A 20533-nucleotide genomic window follows, 5' to 3' on the forward strand; every position below is an offset into this window, starting at 1 on the left:
GTGAAAATTGTGATTACTAAACCAGATAAAAACAAGACTCGCGCTAAACGCCATCGTCGAGTTCGTGCTAAAATCTCTGGTACTGCTGAGCGCCCACGCTTAAACGTTTTTCGTTCCAACAAAAACATCTACGCTCAATTAATTGATGACGTAGCGGGTGTAACGCTAGCAAGTGCCTCAACTTTAGACTCTGAAGTAGCAGCTGCTAATAAAACTGAACAAGCAAGTGCTGTTGGTAAATTAGTTGCTGAACGTGCTTTAAAAGCCGGCAAAGAAAATGTTGTTTTTGATCGTGGCGGTTACTTATACCAAGGTCGAGTTCAAGCTTTAGCCGAAGCTGCACGTGAAAATGGTTTGAAATTTTAGAAAGGAGGAATAAAATTTATGGCTTTTGTTGACCCATCTCAATTAGAATTAGAAGATCGTTTGGTTTCCATCAATCGGATTACTAAAGTTGTTAAAGGTGGTCGTCGCTTACGTTTCGCAGCGATTGTTGTTGTTGGCGACAAAAATGGTCATGTTGGTCTAGGTACTGGTAAAGCTCAAGAAGTTCCAGAAGCTATTCGCAAGGCTGTTGATGATGCACGTAAAAATTTGGTTGAAGTACCAAAGGTTGGAACAACGATTCCTCACGAAATTATTGGTCAGTTTGGTGCTGGTCGTGTACTTTTGAAACCAGCTGTTGCTGGTTCTGGAATTGCCGCTGGTGGTTCTGTTCGTGCCGTTATGGAATTAGCTGGAATTGATGATATTACCAGCAAATCCTTGGGCCGTAACACACCAATCAATATGATTCGTGCAACAATGGATGCCCTAAGAAAGTTGAAGACTGCGCAAGAAGTTGCTAATTTGCGTGGAGTTTCAACTGAAGACTTACAAGGATAGGAGAGCACACAATGGCGAATAAAATTAAAATCACTTTAAAACGCAGTGTGGCACACCGAATCCCAGAACAACGTAAAGTTGTTAAAGAATTGGGCCTTGGTCGCCTTAACAGTTCAGTTGTAAAACCTGATAATGCTGCAATTCGGGGTGCAGTTTTAAAGATTGCTCATTTAGTTGATGTTGAAGAAGCTTAAAGCTTAAATTGAAGGAGGTGTCATAATCGTGAAGTTACATGAAATACAAACGAGTGCAGGTTCACGTCAAGCACGTAAACGTGTTGGTCGTGGAACGTCTTCTGGTTTTGGAAAAACTTCTGGTCGTGGACAAAAAGGTCAATTAGCACGTAGCGGTGGAAAAACTCGTCTAGGTTTTGAAGGTGGTCAAATGCCTTTATTCCGGCGGATGCCTAAACGTGGTTTTAGTAATGTTAACCGTAAAGAATATGCGGTTGTTAATTTAGATCAATTGAATCAATTCCGCGCTGGAAGTACAGTTGATATTGATGCCTTGAAGAAGGCCGGTCTTGTTAAGAAAGAATTAGCTGGCGTTAAATTGTTAGCTGATGGCGAATTAACTAAGAAATTAACTATTAAAGTTAACAAAGTATCTAAAGCTGCTCAAAAAGCAGTTGAAGCAGCAGGTGGCTCAATCGAGGTGATTTAATGCTAGGAACATTGAAAAATGCTCTTAAAGTTAAAGAGATTCGCAAGAAGATTTTTTTCACACTGTTTATTTTGGCAGTGTATCGTTTAGGAGCACAGATTACAGTTCCGGGTATTAACGTTGCAGCGATGGAGAAATTTGGTTCTTCAGGACTGATTCCTTTGTTAGATACTGTTAGTGGTGGTGGATTATCTAATTATTCAATCTTTTCATTAGGTGTTTCACCATATATCACTGCCCAAATTGTTATTCAATTATTACAAATGGATATTGTTCCTAAGTTTGTAGAATGGAGTAAACAGGGTGAAGTTGGTCGACGAAAGTTAAACCAAATTACGCGTTATTTGACTATTGTTTTAGCTTTTGTTCAATCAGTCGGCATTACAGCTGGTTTTAATGCATTAAGCTCAATGAAGGGCTTAAAACTGGTACCAAAACCTGATTGGCAAACTTTTGTAGTTTTGGGAATTGTGATGACTGGTGGTTCTATGTTGCTGACTTGGATGGGTGAACAAATTACTGACAAGGGAATCGGCAATGGTGTTTCGATGATTATCTTTGCCGGAATTGTAGCACGTTTACCACATGGCACTTATCAATTGATCAAAGAAAAAATTATTAGTTCTACAGGCTCTGACCTTTGGTTAAATATTTTATTCTTAGTTTTGATTTTAGTTGCAGTATTACTAGTAACGCAATTTACCACCTACGTTCAACAAGCCAATCGTAAAGTTCCCATTCAATATACACGGCGGGCAATTAGCGGTGGTTCCGAAAGTTATTTACCATTAAAAGTTAACGTTGCGGGAGTTATTCCAGTTATTTTTGCTAGCTCATTAATTGTTACACCGTCAACGATTTTAATGGCTTTTCAAAATTCACATGGTGGTGATACTTGGTATCAAGTATTACAAAACATTTTTAGTTTACAGACAACAACTGGCTCGATTGTTTATACAGTTTTAATTGTTCTATTTACTTTCTTCTACGCTTTTGTTCAGGTCAATCCTGAAAAATTAGCTGAAAACCTTCAAAAACAAGGGGCTTATATTCCTGGCATTTGGCCGGGAAATGCTACTATTAAATATATTTCTGGTTTATTAATGCGGTTATCAACCGTTGGCTCGATCTTTTTGGGCTTGATTGCTTTAATTCCACAACTAGCAACTAACCTCTTTGGCTTACCTCAATCAATTGGTTTAGGTGGTACGAGTTTGTTAATTGTTGTTGGGGTAGCGATTGAAGCAAATCGGCAACTAGAAGGATTATTAATGAAGCGTGAATATGTTGGTTTTATTCGTTAAAAACTTGGAGGAAGTTTAAATGAATTTGATGCTCATGGGTTTGCCTGGTGCTGGTAAGGGCACACAAGCTGAAAAAATTGTTGATAAATATCATGTGATTCATATTTCAACTGGTGATATGTTTCGGGAAGCAATGGCTCAACAAACGCCTGTTGGGCTAAAAGCCAAATCCTACATGGATAGTGGCAATTTGGTTCCTGATAGTGTGACTAATGAAATTGTTAAAGAGCGATTAGCACAAAGCGATGTTTTTCAAGCCGGCTATATGTTAGACGGCTTTCCGCGTAATCTTGATCAAGCTAAGGCTTTAGATCAAATTAATGCTGATATTAAACTTCGCTTAGATGCAGTAATTGATATTGATGTTTCAACTGATTTATTAGTTGATCGTTTATCTGGACGGTTTATTTGCCGGGATTGTGGAGCAACTTACCATAAGCTTTATAACCCGACGAAGGTTCAAGGAATTTGTGACCGTTGTGGCGGTCATGATTTCTACCAACGTGATGATGATAAACCTGAAACTGTCAAAAATCGTTTGGACGTTAACGTCAAAATGAATACACCATTAATTGATTATTACCAAAAAGCTGGTATTTTATATAAAGTTAATGGTGCACAAGAAATTGATCAAGTTTTTGCGGAAATTGATCAAGTTTTAAAACAGATTAATTAATTGGTGGCAATCACTTCATTTATATGGTACACTAAGCGCGTGTATCGTCTAGTGAGTGCCAAGCTCTCACTATTTTTGTGTTTAAAAGAAACGAGGAGGATACTTTTTTGGCTAAAGATGATGTAATCGAAGTTGAAGGAACTATTTCCGATACTTTGCCAAATGCAATGTTCAAAGTTAAATTGGAAAATGGAGCCACTATTTTGGCACATGTTTCTGGTAAAATTCGGATGCACTATATTCGGATTTTGCCGGGTGATAAAGTTACGGTTGAACTTTCACCTTATGATTTAACTAAGGGACGTATTACCTATCGTTTCCGGTAAATAGTGTTAGTCAAAGTTGTCCGTCATTTCAGATGGGAGGATTTAGTTTATGAAAGTTAGACCATCAGTGAAACCAATGTGTGAACATTGTAAAGTTATTAAGCGTAAGGGTCGCGTTATGATTATTTGTTCTGCTGACCCTAAGCATAAGCAAAGACAAGGTTAAAAAGGAGGTTACAACATGGCACGTATTGCAGGTATTGACTTACCACGTGATAAACGGATTGTTGTCGCATTAACCTACATCTATGGAATCGGTAATACTACCGCTCAAAAGGTGTTGGCTGCTGCCGGTGTTTCTGAAGATATCAGAACACGTGATTTGACTCCTGAACAAGAGGAAAAAATCCGTGCACAAGTGGATGGCATTAAAGTTGAAGGTGACTTACGTCGTGAAGTCAGCATGAACATTAAACGTCTACAAGAAATTGGTTCCTATCGTGGCATGCGTCATCGTCGTGGTTTACCAGTTCGGGGACAAAATACGAAGAATAATGCTCGGACACGTAAAGGTAAGAAGATGGCAATTGCTGGCAAGAAAACTATTTAAAAAGGAGGTTACTGATTAATGGCAAACAAAAAAGCAAAGACATCACGTAAGCGTCGTGTAAAGAAAAATATTGAATCTGGCGTTGCTCATATTCATTCAACTTTCAATAATACGATCGTAATGATTACTGATACTCATGGTAATGCTGTTTCTTGGTCTTCTGCAGGTGCGTTGGGTTTTAAGGGTAGCCGTAAGTCTACACCTTTTGCCGCACAAATGGCTGGTGAAGCTGCTGCTAAAGAATCAATGGAACATGGTATGAAATCTGTAGAAGTAGCTGTTAAAGGTCCTGGTTCTGGTCGTGAAGCTGCTATTCGTTCATTGCAAACTACTGGTTTAGAAGTAACTGCAATTCGTGACGTAACACCAGTTCCACATAACGGCTCACGTCCACCAAAGCGGCGTCGTGTCTAGTTTTGACCCAAGCATTAGTGTTAAACTTTTGTTGTTAAACAGTGTTGTGAAAGGGGCAAAACGTAAATAATGATTGAATTTGAAAAACCTGTTATCACAAAAATTGATGAGACAGATAATTACGGTAAGTATGTAATTGAACCATTGGAACGTGGTTATGGAACTACTTTAGGTAATTCTTTACGCCGGGTTTTATTATCTTCTTTACCAGGGACAGCCGTTTCTGATATTCAAATTGACGGTGTTTTACATGAATTTTCAACGATTGATGGTGTTTTGGAAGATGTAACAGAGATCGTTTTGAACATTAAAAAATTATCTTTGAAGTTAAACACTGACGAGAAAAAAGTTGAAATCAATGTAGAAGGTCCTAAAAAGGTTACTGCCGCAGATATTGAAACAGATGCCGATCTAGAAATTTTGGATCCAGATCAATATATTTGTACGGTAGCTGAAGGTGGCCAATTGCATATGCAACTGACTGTGAAGACTGGTCGGGGTTATATTCCTGCTGATCAAAATAAAACTGATGAAACACCAATTGGCGTTTTACCTGTGGATTCAATTTTTACCCCTGTTTCTCGGGTTAATTATCAAGTTGAACATACCCGTGTTGGTAAAAGAAATGATTTTGATAAATTAACTTTGGATGTTTGGACTAATGGTTCAATTGGTCCGCGGGAATCCATTAGCTTAGCTGCTAAAGTTTTGACAGAACACTTGAGCGTTTTTGTTGAATTAACTGACGAAGCTAAAGATGCTGAAATGATGGTTGAAAAGGAAGAAACTCGTAAAGAGAAGAAACTGGAAATGACCATTGAAGAGCTGGATTTGTCTGTACGTTCTTATAATTGTTTGAAACGTGCGGGAATTAATACAGTTCAAGAATTAACCGATAAGTCCGAATCAGATATGATGAAAGTTCGTAATTTGGGACGTAAGTCGCTAGAAGAAGTTAAAGAAAAATTAGCGAACCTAGGTTTATCTTTACGAATGGATGATTAGGTAAAAAGGAGGTAAACAGATGAGTTATCGTAAATTAGGTCGTGCATCAGATAAACGTAAAGCAATGTTACGCGATTTGACAACAGATTTATTTATCAATGAACAAATTGTGACAACTGAAGCTCGTGCCAAAGAAATCAGAAAAATTGCTGAAAAGATGATTACGTTAGCTAAACGTGGCGATTTGCATTCCCGTCGTTTAGCTGCTAAGTATCTACGTAATGAGGTCGCAAGTATTACTGAAGAAGATGACGCAGTTGTTATTCAATCAACTTTGCAAAAATTGTTTAGTGATATTGCACCTCGTTATCAAGAGCGTCAAGGTGGCTATACAAGAATTTTAAAGACAGCCCCTCGTCGTGGTGATGCAGCACCAATGGCAATTATTGAATTAGTTTAATTTAGGTTTTTTAAATAGCTATTTAAATGATCATTCTTTCGATTAGTAGTGAGCGTAACGATGATGGTGAAAGCTAAGTCTAGCTCTAATGCTTTTGCGCTACTTTTCGGGAATGATTTTTTTGTGGTTAAAATCTGGTTGGGGTATGGTATGATATTTGATAAAGACGATAACGAGGTGACTGGATGGAAAATATTATTCAATTAGACCATGTCACATATACTTATGAAGAAGCCACAACTCCAGCGTTGAACCACGTTGATTTAACTATCCCAGCTCACAATTGGGTAGCAATTATTGGGCGTAACGGTAGTGGTAAAAGTACCTTGGCGCGAATTTTGAATGGGTTATTACAACCGCAAAGTGGGCAGGTTATTATTGACGGTCAAAAATTATCTGAGCAAACTGTGTGGGATATTCGCAGTAAGTTAAGAATTGTTTTTCAAAATCCGGATCATCAATTCGTGGGGGCGACAGTTGAAGATGATGTGGCTTTTGGCCTAGAAAATCAAGGTATGCCGCGCGAACAGATGGTTACGCGGGTACAGTGGGCCTTGCAAAAAGTCAAGATGAGCGCTTATGCTAAAAAAGCGCCACAATTATTGTCTGGTGGTCAAAAACAACGCGTCGCTATTGCGGGAATTATTGCGTTAAAACCACAAATTATTGTCATGGATGAAGCTACTAGTATGCTGGATCCCCAAGGACGGCAGGATATTCTTAACCTGATTAAGAGTTTACAAGCTGAATTAGGCATGACGGTTTTATCAATTACGCATGATTTAAGTGAAATCGTTCAAGCTGATGAAATAGTAGTTTTAAAAAACGGAACTGTTTTAAAAACTGGCACGGTGGCAAGTATTTTTGCAAAACCACAAGAGTTAACCAGTTTTGGCTTACAGCCACCGTTTACGCAACAATTACAGTTACAATTACAGCAGCAACAGATTGCAATTGACAGTCAGTATTTTACAGAGCAGGAATTGGTCGAAAAATTATGGCAATTACATTTGAACAGGTAACACATACTTATCAAGCAGATGGCCCTTTAGCTTATACTGGTTTAAAAGATGTTAGTTTTCAAATTGCTGATGGGAGTTTTACTTCGATTATTGGGCAAACTGGCAGTGGTAAATCGACATTGGTACAACATATGAATGCTTTATTGAAACCAACCAGTGGTCATATACAGATTGGTGATCATCAGATTACTGCCGCAACTAAAAATAAACATTTGAAGTCCTTGCGGCAAGAAGTGGGGATGGTTTTTCAATTTCCAGAACAGCAATTATTTGCGGAAACGATTCAAGAAGATATTAGTTTTGGTCCCCAAAATTTTGGGGTTTCTAAAGAGCAAGCTGAGCAATTGGCATTAGAAATGTTAGATTTAGTGGGCTTACCACCGACTTTAGCTGATAAATCACCGTTTGATTTATCAGGAGGACAAATGCGCCGAGTGGCGATTGCTGGCGTTTTAGCTTCGAAACCACAAGTTTTGATTTTAGATGAACCAACCGCTGGCTTGGATCCCCAAGGTCATCAAGAGTTAATGGGTTTATTTGCTAAATTGAATCAACAAGGAACGACGATCATCTTAATTTCTCATCAGATGGAAGATGTAGCTTTATACAGTGATAAGGTTTTGGTCATGGATCAGGCACGTTTAGTTCGTGATGACAGTCCCCAAGCTATTTTTAGCGATCAAACCTTTTTAAAAGAACATCATTTGTTACAACCAGAAAGTGCTAAATTTGCGCAAATGTTGAGACAAAAAGGATTTGAATTTGCTCAGTTGCCAATTACTCCGCCAGCTTTAGTTAAGCAGTTAATTCCGCAATTAAAAGGAGAGACAGATGGGTAAAATTATAATTGGGCGTTATTTACCTGGCGATTCTTTCATTCATCGTTTGGATCCACGTGCTAAATTTATCGCCACTTTTTTGTTTGTTTTAATTGTTTTTTTAGCCAATAATTGGTGGACGTACGCCTTGTTATTGGCCTTTGTCATTGGAGCTGTTTACTTATCACAAGTTTCTCTCGGCTTTTTTTTGCGTGGTATTCGGCCAATGATTATTTTGATCTTATTTACAGTAGCGCTTCAAGTTTTTTTAACGCCAGGGGGGCATCCTTTTTGGCGCTGGGGCTTTTTAACCTTGTCAACGCTCAGCCTCACTAACGGTGCTTATATTTTTTTACGCTTTATTTTAATTATTTTTATTTCTACTTTGTTAACTATTACTACGACCCCTTTGCAAATGTCTGATGCCATTGAGGCTTTACTCAAACCCTTACGTTATGTACATTTTCCGGTTGATGAAGTGGCCTTAATGTTGTCAATTGCTTTACAGTTTATTCCCTTATTGTCTGATGAAACAACGAAAATTATGAACGCGCAACGAGCCCGTGGTGTTGATTTTGGTGAAGGTAATCTTGTTAAACAAGTTAAAGCTATTGTACCCATTTTAATTCCTTTATTTGTTAGCAGTTTTAATATTGCTTATGATCTTTCCATTGCTATGGAGTCGCGGGGGTATCAAGGCAGTGAAGGGCGCAGCAAATATCGACAACTGCATTGGCAAAGAATTGATACGCTGATGTTGGCAACATTTGGCCTTTTGACAGTTTTATTACTAATTTTGCGGAGTTATTAAATGACGGTTTACAAAATGACGGTGGCTTATGATGGTACAAATTACCATGGATTTCAAAAACAGCCCCACTTAGCAACCATCCAAGGAACAATTGAACAAGCACTGCAAAAGATGACTAAGGGGACAGCAGTTGAAGTAACTGGTTCGGGCCGAACAGATGCTGGTGTCCATGCTTTAGGACAAGTTATTTCTTTTAATTACCCGGGAAATATTCCGACTGATAAAATGGTTAAAGCCTTAAATAGCTTAATGCCATTAGATATTTTGTTTCAAAATGCAGCGATTATGCCGGCAAACTTCAATGCCCGTTTTGATACTGTTAGTAAAATTTATGAATATCGAGTCGCACTAGGGCGTTATACGGATCCGTTTTTAAGATTATATACCGGTCATTACCCATATCCATTGGAGACAGATAAAATTGCTTTGGCGTTAAAAGATGTGGTGGGCGTGCATAACTTTGCGAGTTTTGAAGCCAGTGGCGGTGTAATTAAAAATAAAGTCCGGGAAATTTATCAAGCTGATTTAGACTTGAGTTTTTATCCGCAGCAATTGATTTTTCGTTTTCACGGTAATGGCTTTTTATATAATATGGTGCGTATTATGGTTGCAACATTACTAGAAATTGGTAATGGTCGCCGTGCAGTTCACGACTTTTTACGTTTATATGAGGTTCAAGATCGCCAGCAAGCTCGGGTAACGGCTCCCGCCAGCGGTTTATATTTAAAGCAAGTCTATTACGATTAACTTTGTGTTAGCATTGACTTAATCAAAATTAGAAGCTATACTGATAAATGGTATTGTTTACCCCACGATGAGCCCCGGAAACTTATTGAGTGTGTGAACAAACACAGATATTGGAGGAAAACAAATGCGTACAACACCATTAGCTAAACCAAGCGAAGTTGAACGTAAATGGTATCTGATTGATGCAACTGATGTCGTTTTAGGTCGTTTATCATCAGCTGTTGCTACAATTTTACGTGGCAAAAACAAACCAACATTTACCCCAAACGTTGATACTGGTGACAATGTAATTATCATTAACGCCGATAAAGTTAAATTAACCGGCAAGAAAGCTACTAAGAAGATGTATTATCATCATAGTAACCATCCCGGTGGTTTAAAAACTACTTCTGCAGGTAAAATGTTGGCTGAAAAGCCTGAACGCTTAATTGAAACCTCAGTTCGCGGTATGTTGCCAAAGAATTCTCTTGGTCGTCAACAATTTAAGAAGCTTTATGTCTATGCTGGTTCTGAACATAAACATGCTGCTCAACAACCTGAAGTTTTAGATATTAATAAGTTGATTTAAGGAGGAGAACGATTTGGCACAAGTATCTTATGCTGGAACTGGACGTCGTAAAGACTCAGTTGCTCGTGTACGCTTAGTCCCTGGTAAGGGTCAAGTTACAATTAATAAACGCGCTGCGGAAGATTATATTCCTTCTGCAAGTTTAATCAAAGATTTAAAACAACCATTAGATATCACTGAAACTGCTGATAGTTATGATGTCTTGGTTAATGTTCATGGAGGCGGATTTTCTGGTCAAGCTGGTGCAATCCGTCATGGTATTGCACGGGCTTTACTAGAAGTAGATCCTGATTTTCGGACACCTTTAAAACGCGCAGGAATGTTAACTCGTGATCCACGGATGAAAGAACGGAAGAAGCCTGGCTTGAAGAAAGCTCGTAAGGCATCACAATTTTCCAAACGTTAAAAATTATTTTACAACACTTCCTTTTGGGAGTGTTTTTTTGGTTCTATAATATTGAGTGTTGATGAGTGATTTCGTCGGCACTTTTTTTGATTTTACTTTAAATACAAAAATACCATATATAACAAAATTAAAATATTATGGAAAGACCAATATTTGAGTCATATAAACGTTTAAATGAACATGACGAATTTGAGGAATGGTTGCAAAGCTGACCGTGCTAAAAATTGCGGGTTATAACTGATACGCAAGAGCAGGGCTTATTAATTGCTCAAAGTCTTAATTGGGTTAAAAAAATACATGGCGAAAAAAATTTGTATGAAATTCGTAGTAAAGTGTCTACCAATATTCAACGAGTACTATATTTTAATGTTCACGGATCTAGGTACGTAATTACTCATGGATTTACAAAAAATTTAGCTAAAACACCTAAGTCAGAAATTAATCATGTAATAGCTTTAAGAAGGGAGTTTGAGTTTAACATTGAAAGTCAATGATGTTTTAAAAGAATAATTAAAAGATCCAGAATTTGCTAAGGCTTATCGCTTGGAAAAGGAACGATCTGCCAGTGGATAGCTTTATATAAAGCACTTGAAGCAGCCGGCTTAACACAAGCTGATCTGGCCGAACGGGCTGGCGTACCACAACCAACCATAGCACGGATAGAGCGTGGCGATAATGTAACTTTTGATAAATTAGCTACAGTAGCGCATGCTATGGGCAAAAGTTTAGTTGTCAAGTTTGAATAATGTTAAATTTCGATGTCCTCAATGATTTAGCAATTTCCTATTAATAATGTAATACGTAAATATTTATTTTTTAAAGGTGCTAATTTCTTCGGAAAATTTATTGATTAAATTGGGAGAATATATTTTTGGGTGCTTTGATTGCTTAACGTGTTGCCATAAGATTGCCGCTACTTTTAATTGATTAGTAAAATAACGGCTTTCAGGACTTTGACAAAAATCCTTAACGAAATTGTTCCATTGATAAGTTGCTTCTTCGTTATTTTTAGTTAAAAGGTGAGCTCTTTGCTGACTGTTATTTTGTAATTTTTGAGCTTGGACAATTAAATCACCAACGGTCATATTAGTGTCGTGATCGATTTCAGCTTGACGTTTAATAATGGCCATTTCTTTTTTAAATGAAAAATGATCAACCTTAAAATAAGCCGCAAAAAATTTCCGAGCTTCATTATTAAACGTAAAACCGGAACCAATTAATTTTGTTTTTAAAGTGATTTGCTTGGCCGTAAGTACTGGCTGCTGGGAAATTTTGCGCCGGGCTTTAATTTGGTCAGCAGGTTTTCCACTTAAATATAAAGAAAGATAGTGAGTTAATTCTGCTTTAGTGCCATAGGTTGGCAAATGGTATTCCCGGCATAGTTTGATTAATTCAGTTTTGTAAAAATATTTTTCTTTTAAGTCATTTAAAGTTATCTGAGTCAAAATACCAGCTCCTACGACAATTATTGATAATATTCAGTTGCCTCAATTATACAAAAAAACGACACAACCGTGAAGGTGGCGTCGTTAATTAACATTTGGGCTTCTATTTTTATAATTTAAAAGGTTGTGTGGTAGTAATTGGTTGTTTGGTTTTCAAGTTCATAAAGAACATCGAAATTTGGTCTTTGGTGTTATTAACTGAATATAACATGGCTGCATCAGTCTTTTGCCCAGCCGCGACCGGTTGTTGTGCGTTATCAAGCTTTGCTTTAAGGTCTTGATTATCGCCAATGTCGCCATTGGCATTTAAGATTTGGTTGTCTTGCTTTAACTGTAAGTCTTGACTAACAATGTCGGCCGGCTTGAGATCTTGTTTAGAATGATTGGTGATGGTGTACTCAATGTATAAAGCCGGTTTGTTATTGGCGTCAGAGATTAATTTAACGCCGTCAGAAGAGTTATTTAATTCAATGGTAAAATCATCAGTATCATACTTCATATTGTCATAGGAGCCCGGATTTTTCCATTGACGGCCATCGGCAGCTGGATGTTGAACGTCCTTAGCAGTAGCGCTCTTCTTTAAATCAGGTGTAACCTTGGGAGTTTTAGATTTTTTTAAAGGCACTTTCTTATTAGATAATTGCTCACTTTGGGGATGACTAGCTGGTTTAGCAGCTTGTTTAGTCGGGTGTAACAATAAAAAGATGAGTAAAATGGCCGCGACAATGACAATTAGACTAGCAATAATCCAAATAATGGGTTGCTTATACCAGGCTTTGTTATGTTGCGCGCGTTTAGCCGTTGCTTTTCCTTTATTATTGGATGAATGACGCGGAAGTTTTTCCGGGGTCGGATTGGTTTCGGGCATCTGATAGTTGGGATGCTGCTCACTGGGATACTCGGGCTTTTGATTGTTCGGTAGTATCGGTGCTGACTGCTGCGGGGAAGCTGGTTGTTGTGGGGGTGTCGGTGCAGTATTATTGGTAAATGGCGGTTGGGATTGTGGCACTTGGGGATTAGTGCTTTGATTAGTCGTTAAATTATTATTTTGATTAGTTTTAAATTGACGTCTTCTTTTTTCAGGCATAGATTCGTAGCCTCCTCTATCTTATCTTATACAATCTACCACACAAATAAAACTATTCTGATGAAAATTAAAGTAAATCTTTAATATTTAGGGTGATTAATTCCAATTAAATAACATTTGACTTATTGGTTGATTTTAAATTGCTTATATTTATGGAGTTAAAGTTAACAAAATTTCCCACTAGTTAGGTGAATTTAATTTAGTAACTATTTAAAAATTATTCATTTAGAAATTATATTTCGAAATGAAAGCTTTCGCAAATTTTTTTGCAGATTTCCCAGGGATTAGCAGGCTTGTGGCAATAATTTTGAAATTTTAACCAGCTAGAAAAAATTAAATTGTGGTCAGGTAAATTTTATAAAATGCTATTCACAAAAGATCTCATAGTCAAAGTAAAACTAAAAAACTAAGTTAGGTCTTGAATTTATTAGTTAAACATGATATAACATTCTGGTTGCTAAAGAAGTAAGGATTCTGATGGAGGAATGATAAAATTGATTTTCAATCGTCAGGTATGTGATTACGAAGTAGTTGGAGTGTTTAATACAATTAGTGGTGAACGGATTGTGGCAAAGCGCATTTGTCACAACGTTTCAAGACGTGAAGCGATTCAGCGAATGAAAAACTGGGTACAAACCCAGTATTCTGATAACCTGGATGTCCACAGTCCAATTAAAGTTAACGCAAAGATTAATCATTAAAAAATAAATTTGAGGTTGCCAGTGGTTTGTTAATCGCTGGTTTTTTAATTATTTAAAAATAATAATTGAATATTATGGAATTTTAAATTAGAATTGGAACTTGAAGGAGTTCCTGATTAAATGACTGACAGACCTCATAATGTAATGTCTAATGCTAAATTTGCGTTAGTGACGGTTTTGAACGCGCTAATTACTGTTGCAGAAATCATTGGTGGTTTCTTTTCTGGTAGTTTGGGTTTGATTTCTGATGGTTTTCATAACATGGAAGACACTTTGTCCGTTGTGTTGTCTTTTATTGCACATTTAATCAGCCAAAAAGCCAATAATGAACGACAGACTTTTGGTTACCAACGAGCTGAAATTTTAGCCGCGTTTGTTAATTCGGCGATTTTAGTTGCGATTACCGTTGTCTTAGCAGTGGAAGGAATTCAGCGCCTATTACATCCGCAAAAAGTCAATGGTGGCTTGATGCTGGTTGTTGCTATTGTCGGCTTAGCAGCTAACTTGTTATCGGCGCTGATTATGGTGCAAGGTTCGCAACATAATTTAAATATCAAGGCTACGTTTTTACATATGGCTGCCGATGCATTATCATCTTTGGGCGTGATTATTGCGGCATTAGTGGTACAATTCTTTAATTGGTATTGGGCGGATCCGGTGATCACTTTGTTAACGGGTATCTGGATTTTAAAAGAATCCTTTGAAGTGATTAAACAAACGGTTTCGATTTTGATGGAAGCTAGTCCGCAACTGGACTTACATGGTGTCTGTCAAAAAATTACGGCTTTACCGGATGTTGTTAGTGTCCACCACGTTCATATTTGGCGAATTGATGAACAATTAATTGCCTTTGATGCGCATATTAATGTGCAGGCCAATATTACCGTGGCGCAACTAGAAAGTTTATATGAGCAAATTGGTCACATCTTAAAAACTTATGGTATTGAACATGTGACTTTACAACCTGAGTTTAAACATGGCTTAAAAGAACAACTAGTCCATCAAAAGCAAAACTAATAAAACTTAATGCGATTTAATGGCCAATAGCGCATCTTAATAACACCTAAGATGCGTTCTTTTTTGACAGGCCCAAAGGAACGACTATCCGCAGACTGGCGGCGATTATCCCCCATCACAAAGTACGTATCAGCTGGCAAATTAGTCATGCCAAAGAGGTTCTTGAGTTTGAAATTTTTGGTTAATAATTTATCTGGTGGCAGTTTGGATTTGTAGGGATCAAGATACGGCTCATTAATGGCGTGATGGTTAATGTAAGTGGTATCGTCTTTGGAAGAAATTTGGTCATGTGGTACCCCAATTACACGTTTAACAAATAATTTATTTTCTGTGGAACCGGGAGGATCTAAGAGCACAATATCACCGCGCTTAATAGACGCATTAGGAGCAACTAAAACGCGATCTTGGGCATAAAAATTTGGTTGCATGGACTTACCATGCACCGTCCCATTAATCCAAACGACGTTAAAAACGAGGTATGTAAATAAGGCGACCGTAATGATGAAGCCAGCGATGATGCTGATAAATAAGTGATTTTTATGCCAAAATTGTTGCCAAGAAAAATGAGCTTTATTTTGCATGAGGTGATTACCGTCCTTAAATTTGCTGTCATCTTTATCTGAAAAAACCAGTCAGTAATGCTAACATAGATATTATAACTAAAAAAGAGATGAAATTATGTTATTACACAGTATTAGCGGTGTGTTAATTATTTTAGGAATGATTATTGTCGGTTACTGTTTAACCTTGAGTGGTTGGTTTGATGAAAATTTTAGTCAAACAGTTTCCAAATTAGTGACCCAAATAGCACTACCGTGTTACATGATTAATACTATCACGTCTAAGTTTTCACGGGGGGAACTTTTTCGGATTTTTCCGGATTTAAAGTTTCCAATTTTATCGATGGTTTTACTTTTTGTGGTGTCTTGGGGCGTGCAATATTTATTGCAAATTGCGCTCGGTCATCGGGGCTTGTTTAAATCAATGTTCTCCAATTCCAATACTGTTTTCGTTGGATTACCGGTTAATATGGCGCTATTTGGTAAGGCCAGTTTACCATATGTTTTGATCTATTATATGGCCAATACGACTTTCTTTTGGACCTTAGGAGTTTATTTGATTCGCTTAGATGGTTCGGCCACGACCAAAATGAAATTGACTGAAATTTTGAAAAAAATCTTTTCACCACCATTACTGGGCTTTTTAATTGGGGTGGTTTTAGTTTTAGCTAAAATTCAATTACCAACGTTTTTAAACTCTGATTTTAAATATATTGGTAGTTTAACAATTCCGTTATCCATGTTTTTCATTGGGATGAAATTAGCGCAAGTGGGTATTAAAAATATTCGTTTTAGTAAAGATATGGTCGGAATTTTTTTAGGTCGCTTTATTTTAGCACCGTTATTGATGTTAGTGCTAGTTAAAACCGCGAATGTCCCCGTTTTGATGAAGCAAGTCTTTGTTTTACAAGCAGCCATGCCAGTCATGACCAATGCGCCTGTAGTTGCCAAATTATACGGTGCTGATTCCGATTATGCCGCGGTCATGGTGACAGCGACAACGATTTTTAGTTTGGTGATGGTTCCCATTTTGATGAATTTAGTAACAATTAGTTTTTAAATGACGAGGAAGTAATGGTTAAGTTAATTTTAGTGCGCCATGGACAAAGTACGGCTAATGCGAAAAATGAATATACTGGTTGGTCAGATGTGGAGTTAACGCCGCAAGGTGTCTCACAGGCACAACAGGCAGGCCAATTAATCCAACAACAAGGTTTAACTTTTGTGGGTGTGCATACGTCAGTATTAAAACGGGCGATTGTTACGGCTTATTTGATTCAAGAGCAGTGTCAGGCTTTATGGACGCCCATTAATAAATCTTGGCGGTTAAATGAGCGACATTATGGTGCGTTGCGTGGTTTGAATAAGGAAGCGACGCGCCGACAATTTGGGACAGAGCAAGTTTCTTTGTGGCGCCGGAGTTTTGAGAGTGTGCCGCCTAAGTTAAAACAAGTTGATACGACCCAACGAGTATATCAAGGTTATCCTCGAGATATCCTACCGCGTGCTGAAAGTTTAAAAATGGCGTTAAAGCGAACTGTTCCTTATTTTCAAGAGGTAATTGCCCCGTTACTTTTAGCACAGCAGAATCAATTAGTGGTCGCACATGGTAGTACTTTACGGGCTTTGATTAAGTATTTAGAAAAAATATCTGATCAAGCAATTGATGGCGTCGAAGTGGGTAATTGCGAACCCATTGTGTACGAATTAGATGAAAAGTTGCAAATTGTGCAAAAACAAGTTTTAAAGTAATAGGTTGTGGTGTAAGTTTAGTACTGTTAACCCTTAAATTATTTCACTTGCCCGAACATTAACGGTACTGATTAGTAGCTTTCTAATAAGGAGATCATGATGCATAACAAAACGACAGGTTGTTAATAATCGTGTTACAAGGATTTGTCAAGATATTGGGAGTTTTTTAAGAATTAAACACCAAAGTTACTCCTACGATGAATGATGTGACCGCCGACGGGCGGTCTTTTTTAAATCTAAAAAAATAAAACTCTCCTGATAGGTTTAGGAGGGCTTGTTATATAAGTTATTGGACGAACTTTTATCTAAATTAGAGCTTTAGCAATCTTGGACTCTTTTTTTTTATTTGCATTAGCCTCCTTGCAGGACCGTTAAGCTTTGCTTCGTCCTGTTTCCCCAGCTTCTACAGTTCTAATAGAGGCACTCATAATTAATGCGAATCCTTGTTGAGCTCGATTTCTTTTCGCGGTTTTTTAATTTCGTTTTCGCTAAAAACAGGTAGCTCGGATAATATACGTTTATGAATTTCTACACCAGGATCAATTCCATCTAATAGTTGGTTAAGTTCTATTAAGCTTTGCTCCAATGCTGTTTTAGTCATATTAGTTATTCCTTCTTCAGTACATTTTTTCCGTATGAGAAATATTTTTTTGATATTTGGAAAAAATGTCTAAAAAATATATTGAGTTTTTATAAGCGGTTACATAAATAATACGATACGCCTTATAATTTACGATTAGAAAAAGATTATTTTATTGGGAAAATAAGCATAGAAGAAGTTGGAGAGGGGGGATATGAGAAACAAAGAATCAAGATATAAAATACAAAATTAATTACGAATAGGGATTTTTTTACCATATAATAAGTTAGTACTTAACTTCTAAACGACTTTTTCCCAAACCGCTTTCGTTTACATAAAAAGAGTGCTAATGAAATATTCATCAACACTCAATATTATAAAAACAATCATTCAGGAACTTCGAAAATAAGGTCTAATGGCAAAGTCCTACTTAGTTTTCACACTTAGCAGGAACTCTAAATTAAAAGCTATTATTAGTAGTTTTATGTTGAAAGTGGTGTTTCCGCGCCAACTTCCCCGCGTATCAATTATAGCATTTTAAAAATGAAAACGATACCAAGAAATGGATAATAGTTAACTTTATTAACATCAGAAACTTAAAATAGTTAATCATCATCGTCCTCGTCATCATCATCTAAATTGTTAGGATCATATTTAATTTTGGGTTCACGTTGAATTAACTGTAAACGATCAGAGCGTACCTGACCTAAGGTCAATGGTACGAATTCAGTGACAACGTCTGCATAAGATAAGCCATACCAAGCTGTAGGAGTAACCGTATATTTTTGTAACCATAAGCGACTTTGAATTAAATTCTTTTTCCAACTGTTTAATTGGGTATCCGGTGATAAAACTTCTTTAATTAAAACGAAGGAAAAATCGCCGACACTACGATCCGGAATGGTTGTGTATCTTTGTGGTTGTCGGGGTAATTCTTTTTTTACCATCATTTCATTGACAATTTGCCGTAAGAAGAAATTAACTTTTTGTTCCATCCGAAAACCTAAATACAATTGGACATTGACCATATAATCAGTGCCATAGGTATCAACACTATAAGCAGTAGTGTATGGCTTATCCGTAACGTTAACGGTCACAAACCAATAAACTTGTGCGCGTTTGGGACGTTTATCTAGGATGGAGTAAAGAATATCTTTTTTAATTTTATAGCCATCTTTAACTTTGGCTAAATAAACTAAATTGGTAGTGTACATTGGTAAACTTTGGTCTTGACTTAATTCACGTAATTGATTTTTATAGGCCAAAAGCGAAACATATTCACGATGGAACGTATTATCATTTTTCAGGAGTTCACCGTAACGCCAAATGACCATCACAATGATTAAGATTAAAGCAATACCCAAGGTAATGTAGCCGCCATGAATGAATTTTACACTATTGGTAATTAAAAAGACCGTTTCAATGGCTAAGAAAAAGGTGATTACTAAATGTGACAACCAGCGATTAACTTGTGTTGTTGATAACCAAACATTTAATAACAGGGTTGTCATTAACATGGTGATTGTAATTTCTAAACCATAGGCAGCTGACATGCGCGCCGAAGTTTGAAAATAAATAACGATAAATGAACAAATAATCCAGATTAGATTATTGACTGCCGGAATGTACAATTGCCCTTTGAAGTTAGTCGGATAATTCATGCGTAACCGGGGTAAAATTTTTAACTTAGTAGCTTCAGAAACTAGGGTAAAAGAACCTGAAATTAAGGCTTGTGAAGCAATGATGGCTGCTAAAGTTGCTAGAAAGGTCATCGCTAAGCGGTAATGTGCAGGCACCATCATAAAAAAGGGATTTAAGTTATCTAATTTTTGATAAGCAACTTGATCTTTAACTTGGTTGATCCAAACAGCTTGACCTAAATAATTGATTAACAAACAAATTTTGACGTAAGGCCAACTGCCATAAATGTTGTTGCGTCCCACATGCCCCATGTCCGAATATAAAGCTTCGGCACCGGTCGTCGCTAGGAAAATGCTGCCTAAGATAAATAAGCCGTTTTTATTTTGGGGACTAATTAAAACTTTAAAAGCATAGTAAGGATTGAAAGCTTTTAAAAAGCTCCAGTCCCCAGCTAAGCGATATAAGCCGACTAAGCCAAGGCAAGTAAACCAAATCATCATAATCGGACCAAAAGCTTTACCAATGGCTTCAGTTCCAAACCGTTGAATAAAAAATAAGCATGATAAAATGATAATGGTCGTTAAAATCACGGTATTTTGGTTGGTAATGGGCACCCGTTTGAAAATTTGGACTCCTTTAAGACCTTCAATGGCCGTGGTGACCGTTACTGCAGGGGTCATCATCCCATCAGCCAAAAAAGTAGCACCGCCGATCATAGCGGGAATAATTAACCACTTGGCTTTTTTGCGCACTAATGTGTATAACGCAAAAATCCCACCTTCGCCGTTATTATCAGCCCGCAAGGCAATCAGGACATATTTAGTTGTAGTAATAATAGTTAAAGTCCAAAAAATAAGAGAAATAGTACCCAAAATAAAATCAGTGGAAATATGGCTTAAACCGCCATTGCCATGGATCAAAGATGACATGGTATACATCGGTGAAGTTCCAATATCACCGTAGACAACACCTAAGGCCACCAAGATGCCACCAATCGAGAGCTTATTTTGTAAATTTTTCTTTCGTTGAATTGTGTTTTGAAATTTCATAATTAATCGCTTATCCTTATTTAATCATATTTGATTATAACAGAAAAAATTGATAACGGTCGCAGAGCTTTTCTAATGCCAAGCTAAATGATATGATAGGACAGAT

Annotated in this window: 27 protein-coding genes and 2 pseudogenes; 24 read left to right on the forward strand and 5 right to left on the reverse strand. The window is 37.2% G+C overall.

Annotated elements, in window-relative coordinates:
* The 20 genes and pseudogenes from rplR (at position 1) to AC3B7A_RS06410 (ending at position 11341) form a co-directional block, all read left to right on the forward strand.
* On the forward strand, positions 1–366 hold the full coding sequence (gene rplR / locus AC3B7A_RS06315) for a 50S ribosomal protein L18 (RefSeq protein ID WP_489755282.1): 366 nt from the start codon (positions 1–3) through the stop codon (positions 364–366).
* Between the two features lie 18 nt (positions 367–384).
* Complete coding sequence (gene rpsE / locus AC3B7A_RS06320) at positions 385–885, forward strand: 30S ribosomal protein S5 (RefSeq protein ID WP_489755283.1); 501 nt, start codon at positions 385–387, stop codon at positions 883–885.
* 11 nt (positions 886–896) lie between these two features.
* Positions 897–1079: a 50S ribosomal protein L30 gene (gene rpmD, locus AC3B7A_RS06325; RefSeq protein ID WP_489755284.1), complete on the forward strand. Its 183-nt coding sequence runs from the start codon at positions 897–899 to the stop codon at positions 1077–1079.
* A gap of 28 nt (positions 1080–1107) precedes the next feature.
* On the forward strand, positions 1108–1548 hold the full coding sequence (gene rplO, locus AC3B7A_RS06330) for a 50S ribosomal protein L15 (protein ID WP_489755285.1): 441 nt from the start codon (positions 1108–1110) through the stop codon (positions 1546–1548).
* A complete protein-coding gene (secY, locus tag AC3B7A_RS06335) occupies positions 1548–2852 on the forward strand; it encodes a preprotein translocase subunit SecY (RefSeq protein ID WP_489755286.1) in 1305 nt (434 codons plus the stop codon). Before rplO ends, secY begins: the two co-directional genes overlap by 1 nt.
* Positions 2853–2871: 19 nt before the next feature.
* Positions 2872–3528 carry an adenylate kinase gene (locus AC3B7A_RS06340; RefSeq protein WP_489755287.1) on the forward strand — a complete coding sequence of 219 codons (657 nt, stop codon included), beginning with the start codon at positions 2872–2874 and terminating at the stop codon, positions 3526–3528.
* Positions 3529–3635: 107 nt separating this feature from the next.
* Positions 3636–3854 carry a translation initiation factor IF-1 gene (gene infA, locus AC3B7A_RS06345; RefSeq protein ID WP_489755288.1) on the forward strand — a complete coding sequence of 73 codons (219 nt, stop codon included), beginning with the start codon at positions 3636–3638 and terminating at the stop codon, positions 3852–3854.
* A 49-nt stretch (positions 3855–3903) separates the two neighbouring features.
* Positions 3904–4020, forward strand: a complete 117-nt coding sequence (rpmJ, locus tag AC3B7A_RS06350; protein ID WP_045922249.1) for a 50S ribosomal protein L36 — start codon at positions 3904–3906, stop codon at positions 4018–4020.
* A 15-nt stretch (positions 4021–4035) separates the two neighbouring features.
* Positions 4036–4404 (forward strand): 30S ribosomal protein S13, encoded by a 369-nt coding sequence (gene rpsM, locus AC3B7A_RS06355; protein WP_489755289.1) that lies wholly within the window; start codon positions 4036–4038, stop codon positions 4402–4404.
* Positions 4405–4422: 18 nt separating this feature from the next.
* The gene (gene rpsK, locus AC3B7A_RS06360) at positions 4423–4818 is read left to right on the forward strand and encodes a 30S ribosomal protein S11 (RefSeq protein ID WP_489755290.1); all 396 of its coding nucleotides are present in this window, start codon (positions 4423–4425) and stop codon (positions 4816–4818) included.
* Positions 4819–4887: 69 nt separating this feature from the next.
* Positions 4888–5823, forward strand: a complete 936-nt coding sequence (locus tag AC3B7A_RS06365) for a DNA-directed RNA polymerase subunit alpha (RefSeq protein WP_489755291.1) — start codon at positions 4888–4890, stop codon at positions 5821–5823.
* 19 nt (positions 5824–5842) lie between these two features.
* The gene (gene rplQ, locus AC3B7A_RS06370; protein ID WP_489755292.1) at positions 5843–6223 is read left to right on the forward strand and encodes a 50S ribosomal protein L17; all 381 of its coding nucleotides are present in this window, start codon (positions 5843–5845) and stop codon (positions 6221–6223) included.
* A gap of 185 nt (positions 6224–6408) precedes the next feature.
* Positions 6409–7245, forward strand: a complete 837-nt coding sequence (locus tag AC3B7A_RS06375) for an energy-coupling factor ABC transporter ATP-binding protein (RefSeq protein ID WP_489755293.1) — start codon at positions 6409–6411, stop codon at positions 7243–7245.
* Complete coding sequence (locus AC3B7A_RS06380) at positions 7221–8084, forward strand: energy-coupling factor transporter ATPase (protein ID WP_489755294.1); 864 nt, start codon at positions 7221–7223, stop codon at positions 8082–8084. The genes AC3B7A_RS06375 and AC3B7A_RS06380 overlap by 25 nt, the downstream gene beginning before the upstream one ends.
* A complete protein-coding gene (locus tag AC3B7A_RS06385; protein WP_489755295.1) occupies positions 8077–8874 on the forward strand; it encodes an energy-coupling factor transporter transmembrane component T family protein in 798 nt (265 codons plus the stop codon). Before AC3B7A_RS06380 ends, AC3B7A_RS06385 begins: the two co-directional genes overlap by 8 nt.
* Positions 8875–9621, forward strand: coding sequence for a tRNA pseudouridine(38-40) synthase TruA (gene truA, locus AC3B7A_RS06390; protein ID WP_489755296.1), 747 nt, complete (start codon positions 8875–8877; stop codon positions 9619–9621). It begins immediately after the preceding gene.
* Between the two features lie 124 nt (positions 9622–9745).
* Positions 9746–10189 (forward strand): 50S ribosomal protein L13, encoded by a 444-nt coding sequence (rplM, locus tag AC3B7A_RS06395; protein WP_489755297.1) that lies wholly within the window; start codon positions 9746–9748, stop codon positions 10187–10189.
* 13 nt (positions 10190–10202) lie between these two features.
* Positions 10203–10595, forward strand: coding sequence for a 30S ribosomal protein S9 (gene rpsI, locus AC3B7A_RS06400; protein ID WP_489755298.1), 393 nt, complete (start codon positions 10203–10205; stop codon positions 10593–10595).
* A 137-nt stretch (positions 10596–10732) separates the two neighbouring features.
* Positions 10733–11089, forward strand: a pseudogene (locus AC3B7A_RS06405) (type II toxin-antitoxin system RelE/ParE family toxin).
* Positions 11076–11341: pseudogene (locus tag AC3B7A_RS06410) on the forward strand (helix-turn-helix domain-containing protein). The pseudogenes AC3B7A_RS06405 and AC3B7A_RS06410 overlap by 14 nt, the downstream one beginning before the upstream one ends.
* A 63-nt stretch (positions 11342–11404) precedes the next feature.
* On the opposite strand, the gene AC3B7A_RS06415 reads toward AC3B7A_RS06410, so the two are convergent.
* Positions 11405–12040 carry an SAP domain-containing protein gene (locus tag AC3B7A_RS06415; protein WP_489755299.1) on the reverse strand — a complete coding sequence of 212 codons (636 nt, stop codon included), beginning with the start codon at positions 12038–12040 and terminating at the stop codon, positions 11405–11407.
* A 109-nt stretch (positions 12041–12149) separates the two neighbouring features.
* Positions 12150–13127, reverse strand: coding sequence for a DUF5067 domain-containing protein (locus AC3B7A_RS06420; RefSeq protein ID WP_489755300.1), 978 nt, complete (start codon positions 13125–13127; stop codon positions 12150–12152).
* A 536-nt stretch (positions 13128–13663) separates the two neighbouring features.
* Here AC3B7A_RS06420 and AC3B7A_RS06425 point away from each other — a divergent pair.
* Positions 13664–13828, forward strand: a complete 165-nt coding sequence (locus tag AC3B7A_RS06425) for a hypothetical protein (RefSeq protein WP_489755301.1) — start codon at positions 13664–13666, stop codon at positions 13826–13828.
* Positions 13829–13948: 120 nt separating this feature from the next.
* Positions 13949–14845, forward strand: a complete 897-nt coding sequence (locus tag AC3B7A_RS06430; RefSeq protein ID WP_489755302.1) for a cation diffusion facilitator family transporter — start codon at positions 13949–13951, stop codon at positions 14843–14845.
* On the opposite strand, the gene lepB is transcribed toward AC3B7A_RS06430, so the two are convergent.
* Positions 14842–15426 carry a signal peptidase I gene (gene lepB / locus AC3B7A_RS06435; RefSeq protein WP_489755303.1) on the reverse strand — a complete coding sequence of 195 codons (585 nt, stop codon included), beginning with the start codon at positions 15424–15426 and terminating at the stop codon, positions 14842–14844. The genes AC3B7A_RS06430 and lepB overlap by 4 nt on opposite strands.
* Positions 15427–15523: 97 nt before the next feature.
* Between lepB and AC3B7A_RS06440 the strand changes: the two genes are divergently transcribed.
* Positions 15524–16465, forward strand: coding sequence for an AEC family transporter (locus AC3B7A_RS06440; RefSeq protein WP_489755304.1), 942 nt, complete (start codon positions 15524–15526; stop codon positions 16463–16465).
* Positions 16466–16479: 14 nt separating this feature from the next.
* A complete protein-coding gene (locus AC3B7A_RS06445) occupies positions 16480–17157 on the forward strand; it encodes a 2,3-bisphosphoglycerate-dependent phosphoglycerate mutase (RefSeq protein ID WP_489755305.1) in 678 nt (225 codons plus the stop codon).
* 430 nt (positions 17158–17587) lie between these two features.
* Here the strand turns inward: AC3B7A_RS06445 and AC3B7A_RS06450 are convergent, their stop codons facing one another.
* Together AC3B7A_RS06450 and AC3B7A_RS06455 are read right to left on the reverse strand one after the other, a co-directional pair.
* Positions 17588–17758: a hypothetical protein gene (locus AC3B7A_RS06450; protein ID WP_489755306.1), complete on the reverse strand. Its 171-nt coding sequence runs from the start codon at positions 17756–17758 to the stop codon at positions 17588–17590.
* 584 nt (positions 17759–18342) lie between these two features.
* Positions 18343–20427 (reverse strand): KUP/HAK/KT family potassium transporter, encoded by a 2085-nt coding sequence (locus AC3B7A_RS06455; RefSeq protein ID WP_489755307.1) that lies wholly within the window; start codon positions 20425–20427, stop codon positions 18343–18345.
* Positions 20428–20533: the final 106 nt, after the last annotated feature.

Source organism: Bombilactobacillus sp. ESL1202 (assembly GCF_058107125.1).

Bases quoted from the DNA above. Each gene is read 5' to 3' on its own strand.
- rpsM (WP_489755289.1), top strand. From the start codon at position 4,036: ATGGCACGTATTGCAGGTATTGACTTACCACGTGATAAACGGATTGTT.
- AC3B7A_RS06430 (WP_489755302.1), top strand. From the start codon at position 13,949: ATGACTGACAGACCTCATAATGTAATGTCTAATGCTAAATTTGCGTTA.
- rpsE (WP_489755283.1), top strand. From the start codon at position 385: ATGGCTTTTGTTGACCCATCTCAATTAGAATTAGAAGATCGTTTGGTT.
- AC3B7A_RS06385 (WP_489755295.1), top strand. From the start codon at position 8,077: ATGGGTAAAATTATAATTGGGCGTTATTTACCTGGCGATTCTTTCATT.
- secY (WP_489755286.1), top strand. From the start codon at position 1,548: ATGCTAGGAACATTGAAAAATGCTCTTAAAGTTAAAGAGATTCGCAAG.
- AC3B7A_RS06365 (WP_489755291.1), top strand. From the start codon at position 4,888: ATGATTGAATTTGAAAAACCTGTTATCACAAAAATTGATGAGACAGAT.
- rpsK (WP_489755290.1), top strand. From the start codon at position 4,423: ATGGCAAACAAAAAAGCAAAGACATCACGTAAGCGTCGTGTAAAGAAA.
- AC3B7A_RS06455 (WP_489755307.1), bottom strand. From the start codon at position 20,427: ATGAAATTTCAAAACACAATTCAACGAAAGAAAAATTTACAAAATAAG.
- rpmD (WP_489755284.1), top strand. From the start codon at position 897: ATGGCGAATAAAATTAAAATCACTTTAAAACGCAGTGTGGCACACCGA.
- AC3B7A_RS06450 (WP_489755306.1), bottom strand. From the start codon at position 17,758: ATGACTAAAACAGCATTGGAGCAAAGCTTAATAGAACTTAACCAACTA.
- AC3B7A_RS06440 (WP_489755304.1), top strand. From the start codon at position 15,524: ATGTTATTACACAGTATTAGCGGTGTGTTAATTATTTTAGGAATGATT.
- AC3B7A_RS06375 (WP_489755293.1), top strand. From the start codon at position 6,409: ATGGAAAATATTATTCAATTAGACCATGTCACATATACTTATGAAGAA.
- rplQ (WP_489755292.1), top strand. From the start codon at position 5,843: ATGAGTTATCGTAAATTAGGTCGTGCATCAGATAAACGTAAAGCAATG.
- rplM (WP_489755297.1), top strand. From the start codon at position 9,746: ATGCGTACAACACCATTAGCTAAACCAAGCGAAGTTGAACGTAAATGG.
- lepB (WP_489755303.1), bottom strand. From the start codon at position 15,426: ATGCAAAATAAAGCTCATTTTTCTTGGCAACAATTTTGGCATAAAAAT.
- AC3B7A_RS06420 (WP_489755300.1), bottom strand. From the start codon at position 13,127: ATGCCTGAAAAAAGAAGACGTCAATTTAAAACTAATCAAAATAATAAT.
- AC3B7A_RS06380 (WP_489755294.1), top strand. From the start codon at position 7,221: ATGGCAATTACATTTGAACAGGTAACACATACTTATCAAGCAGATGGC.
- AC3B7A_RS06445 (WP_489755305.1), top strand. From the start codon at position 16,480: ATGGTTAAGTTAATTTTAGTGCGCCATGGACAAAGTACGGCTAATGCG.
- truA (WP_489755296.1), top strand. From the start codon at position 8,875: ATGACGGTTTACAAAATGACGGTGGCTTATGATGGTACAAATTACCAT.
- rpmJ (WP_045922249.1), top strand. From the start codon at position 3,904: ATGAAAGTTAGACCATCAGTGAAACCAATGTGTGAACATTGTAAAGTT.
- AC3B7A_RS06340 (WP_489755287.1), top strand. From the start codon at position 2,872: ATGAATTTGATGCTCATGGGTTTGCCTGGTGCTGGTAAGGGCACACAA.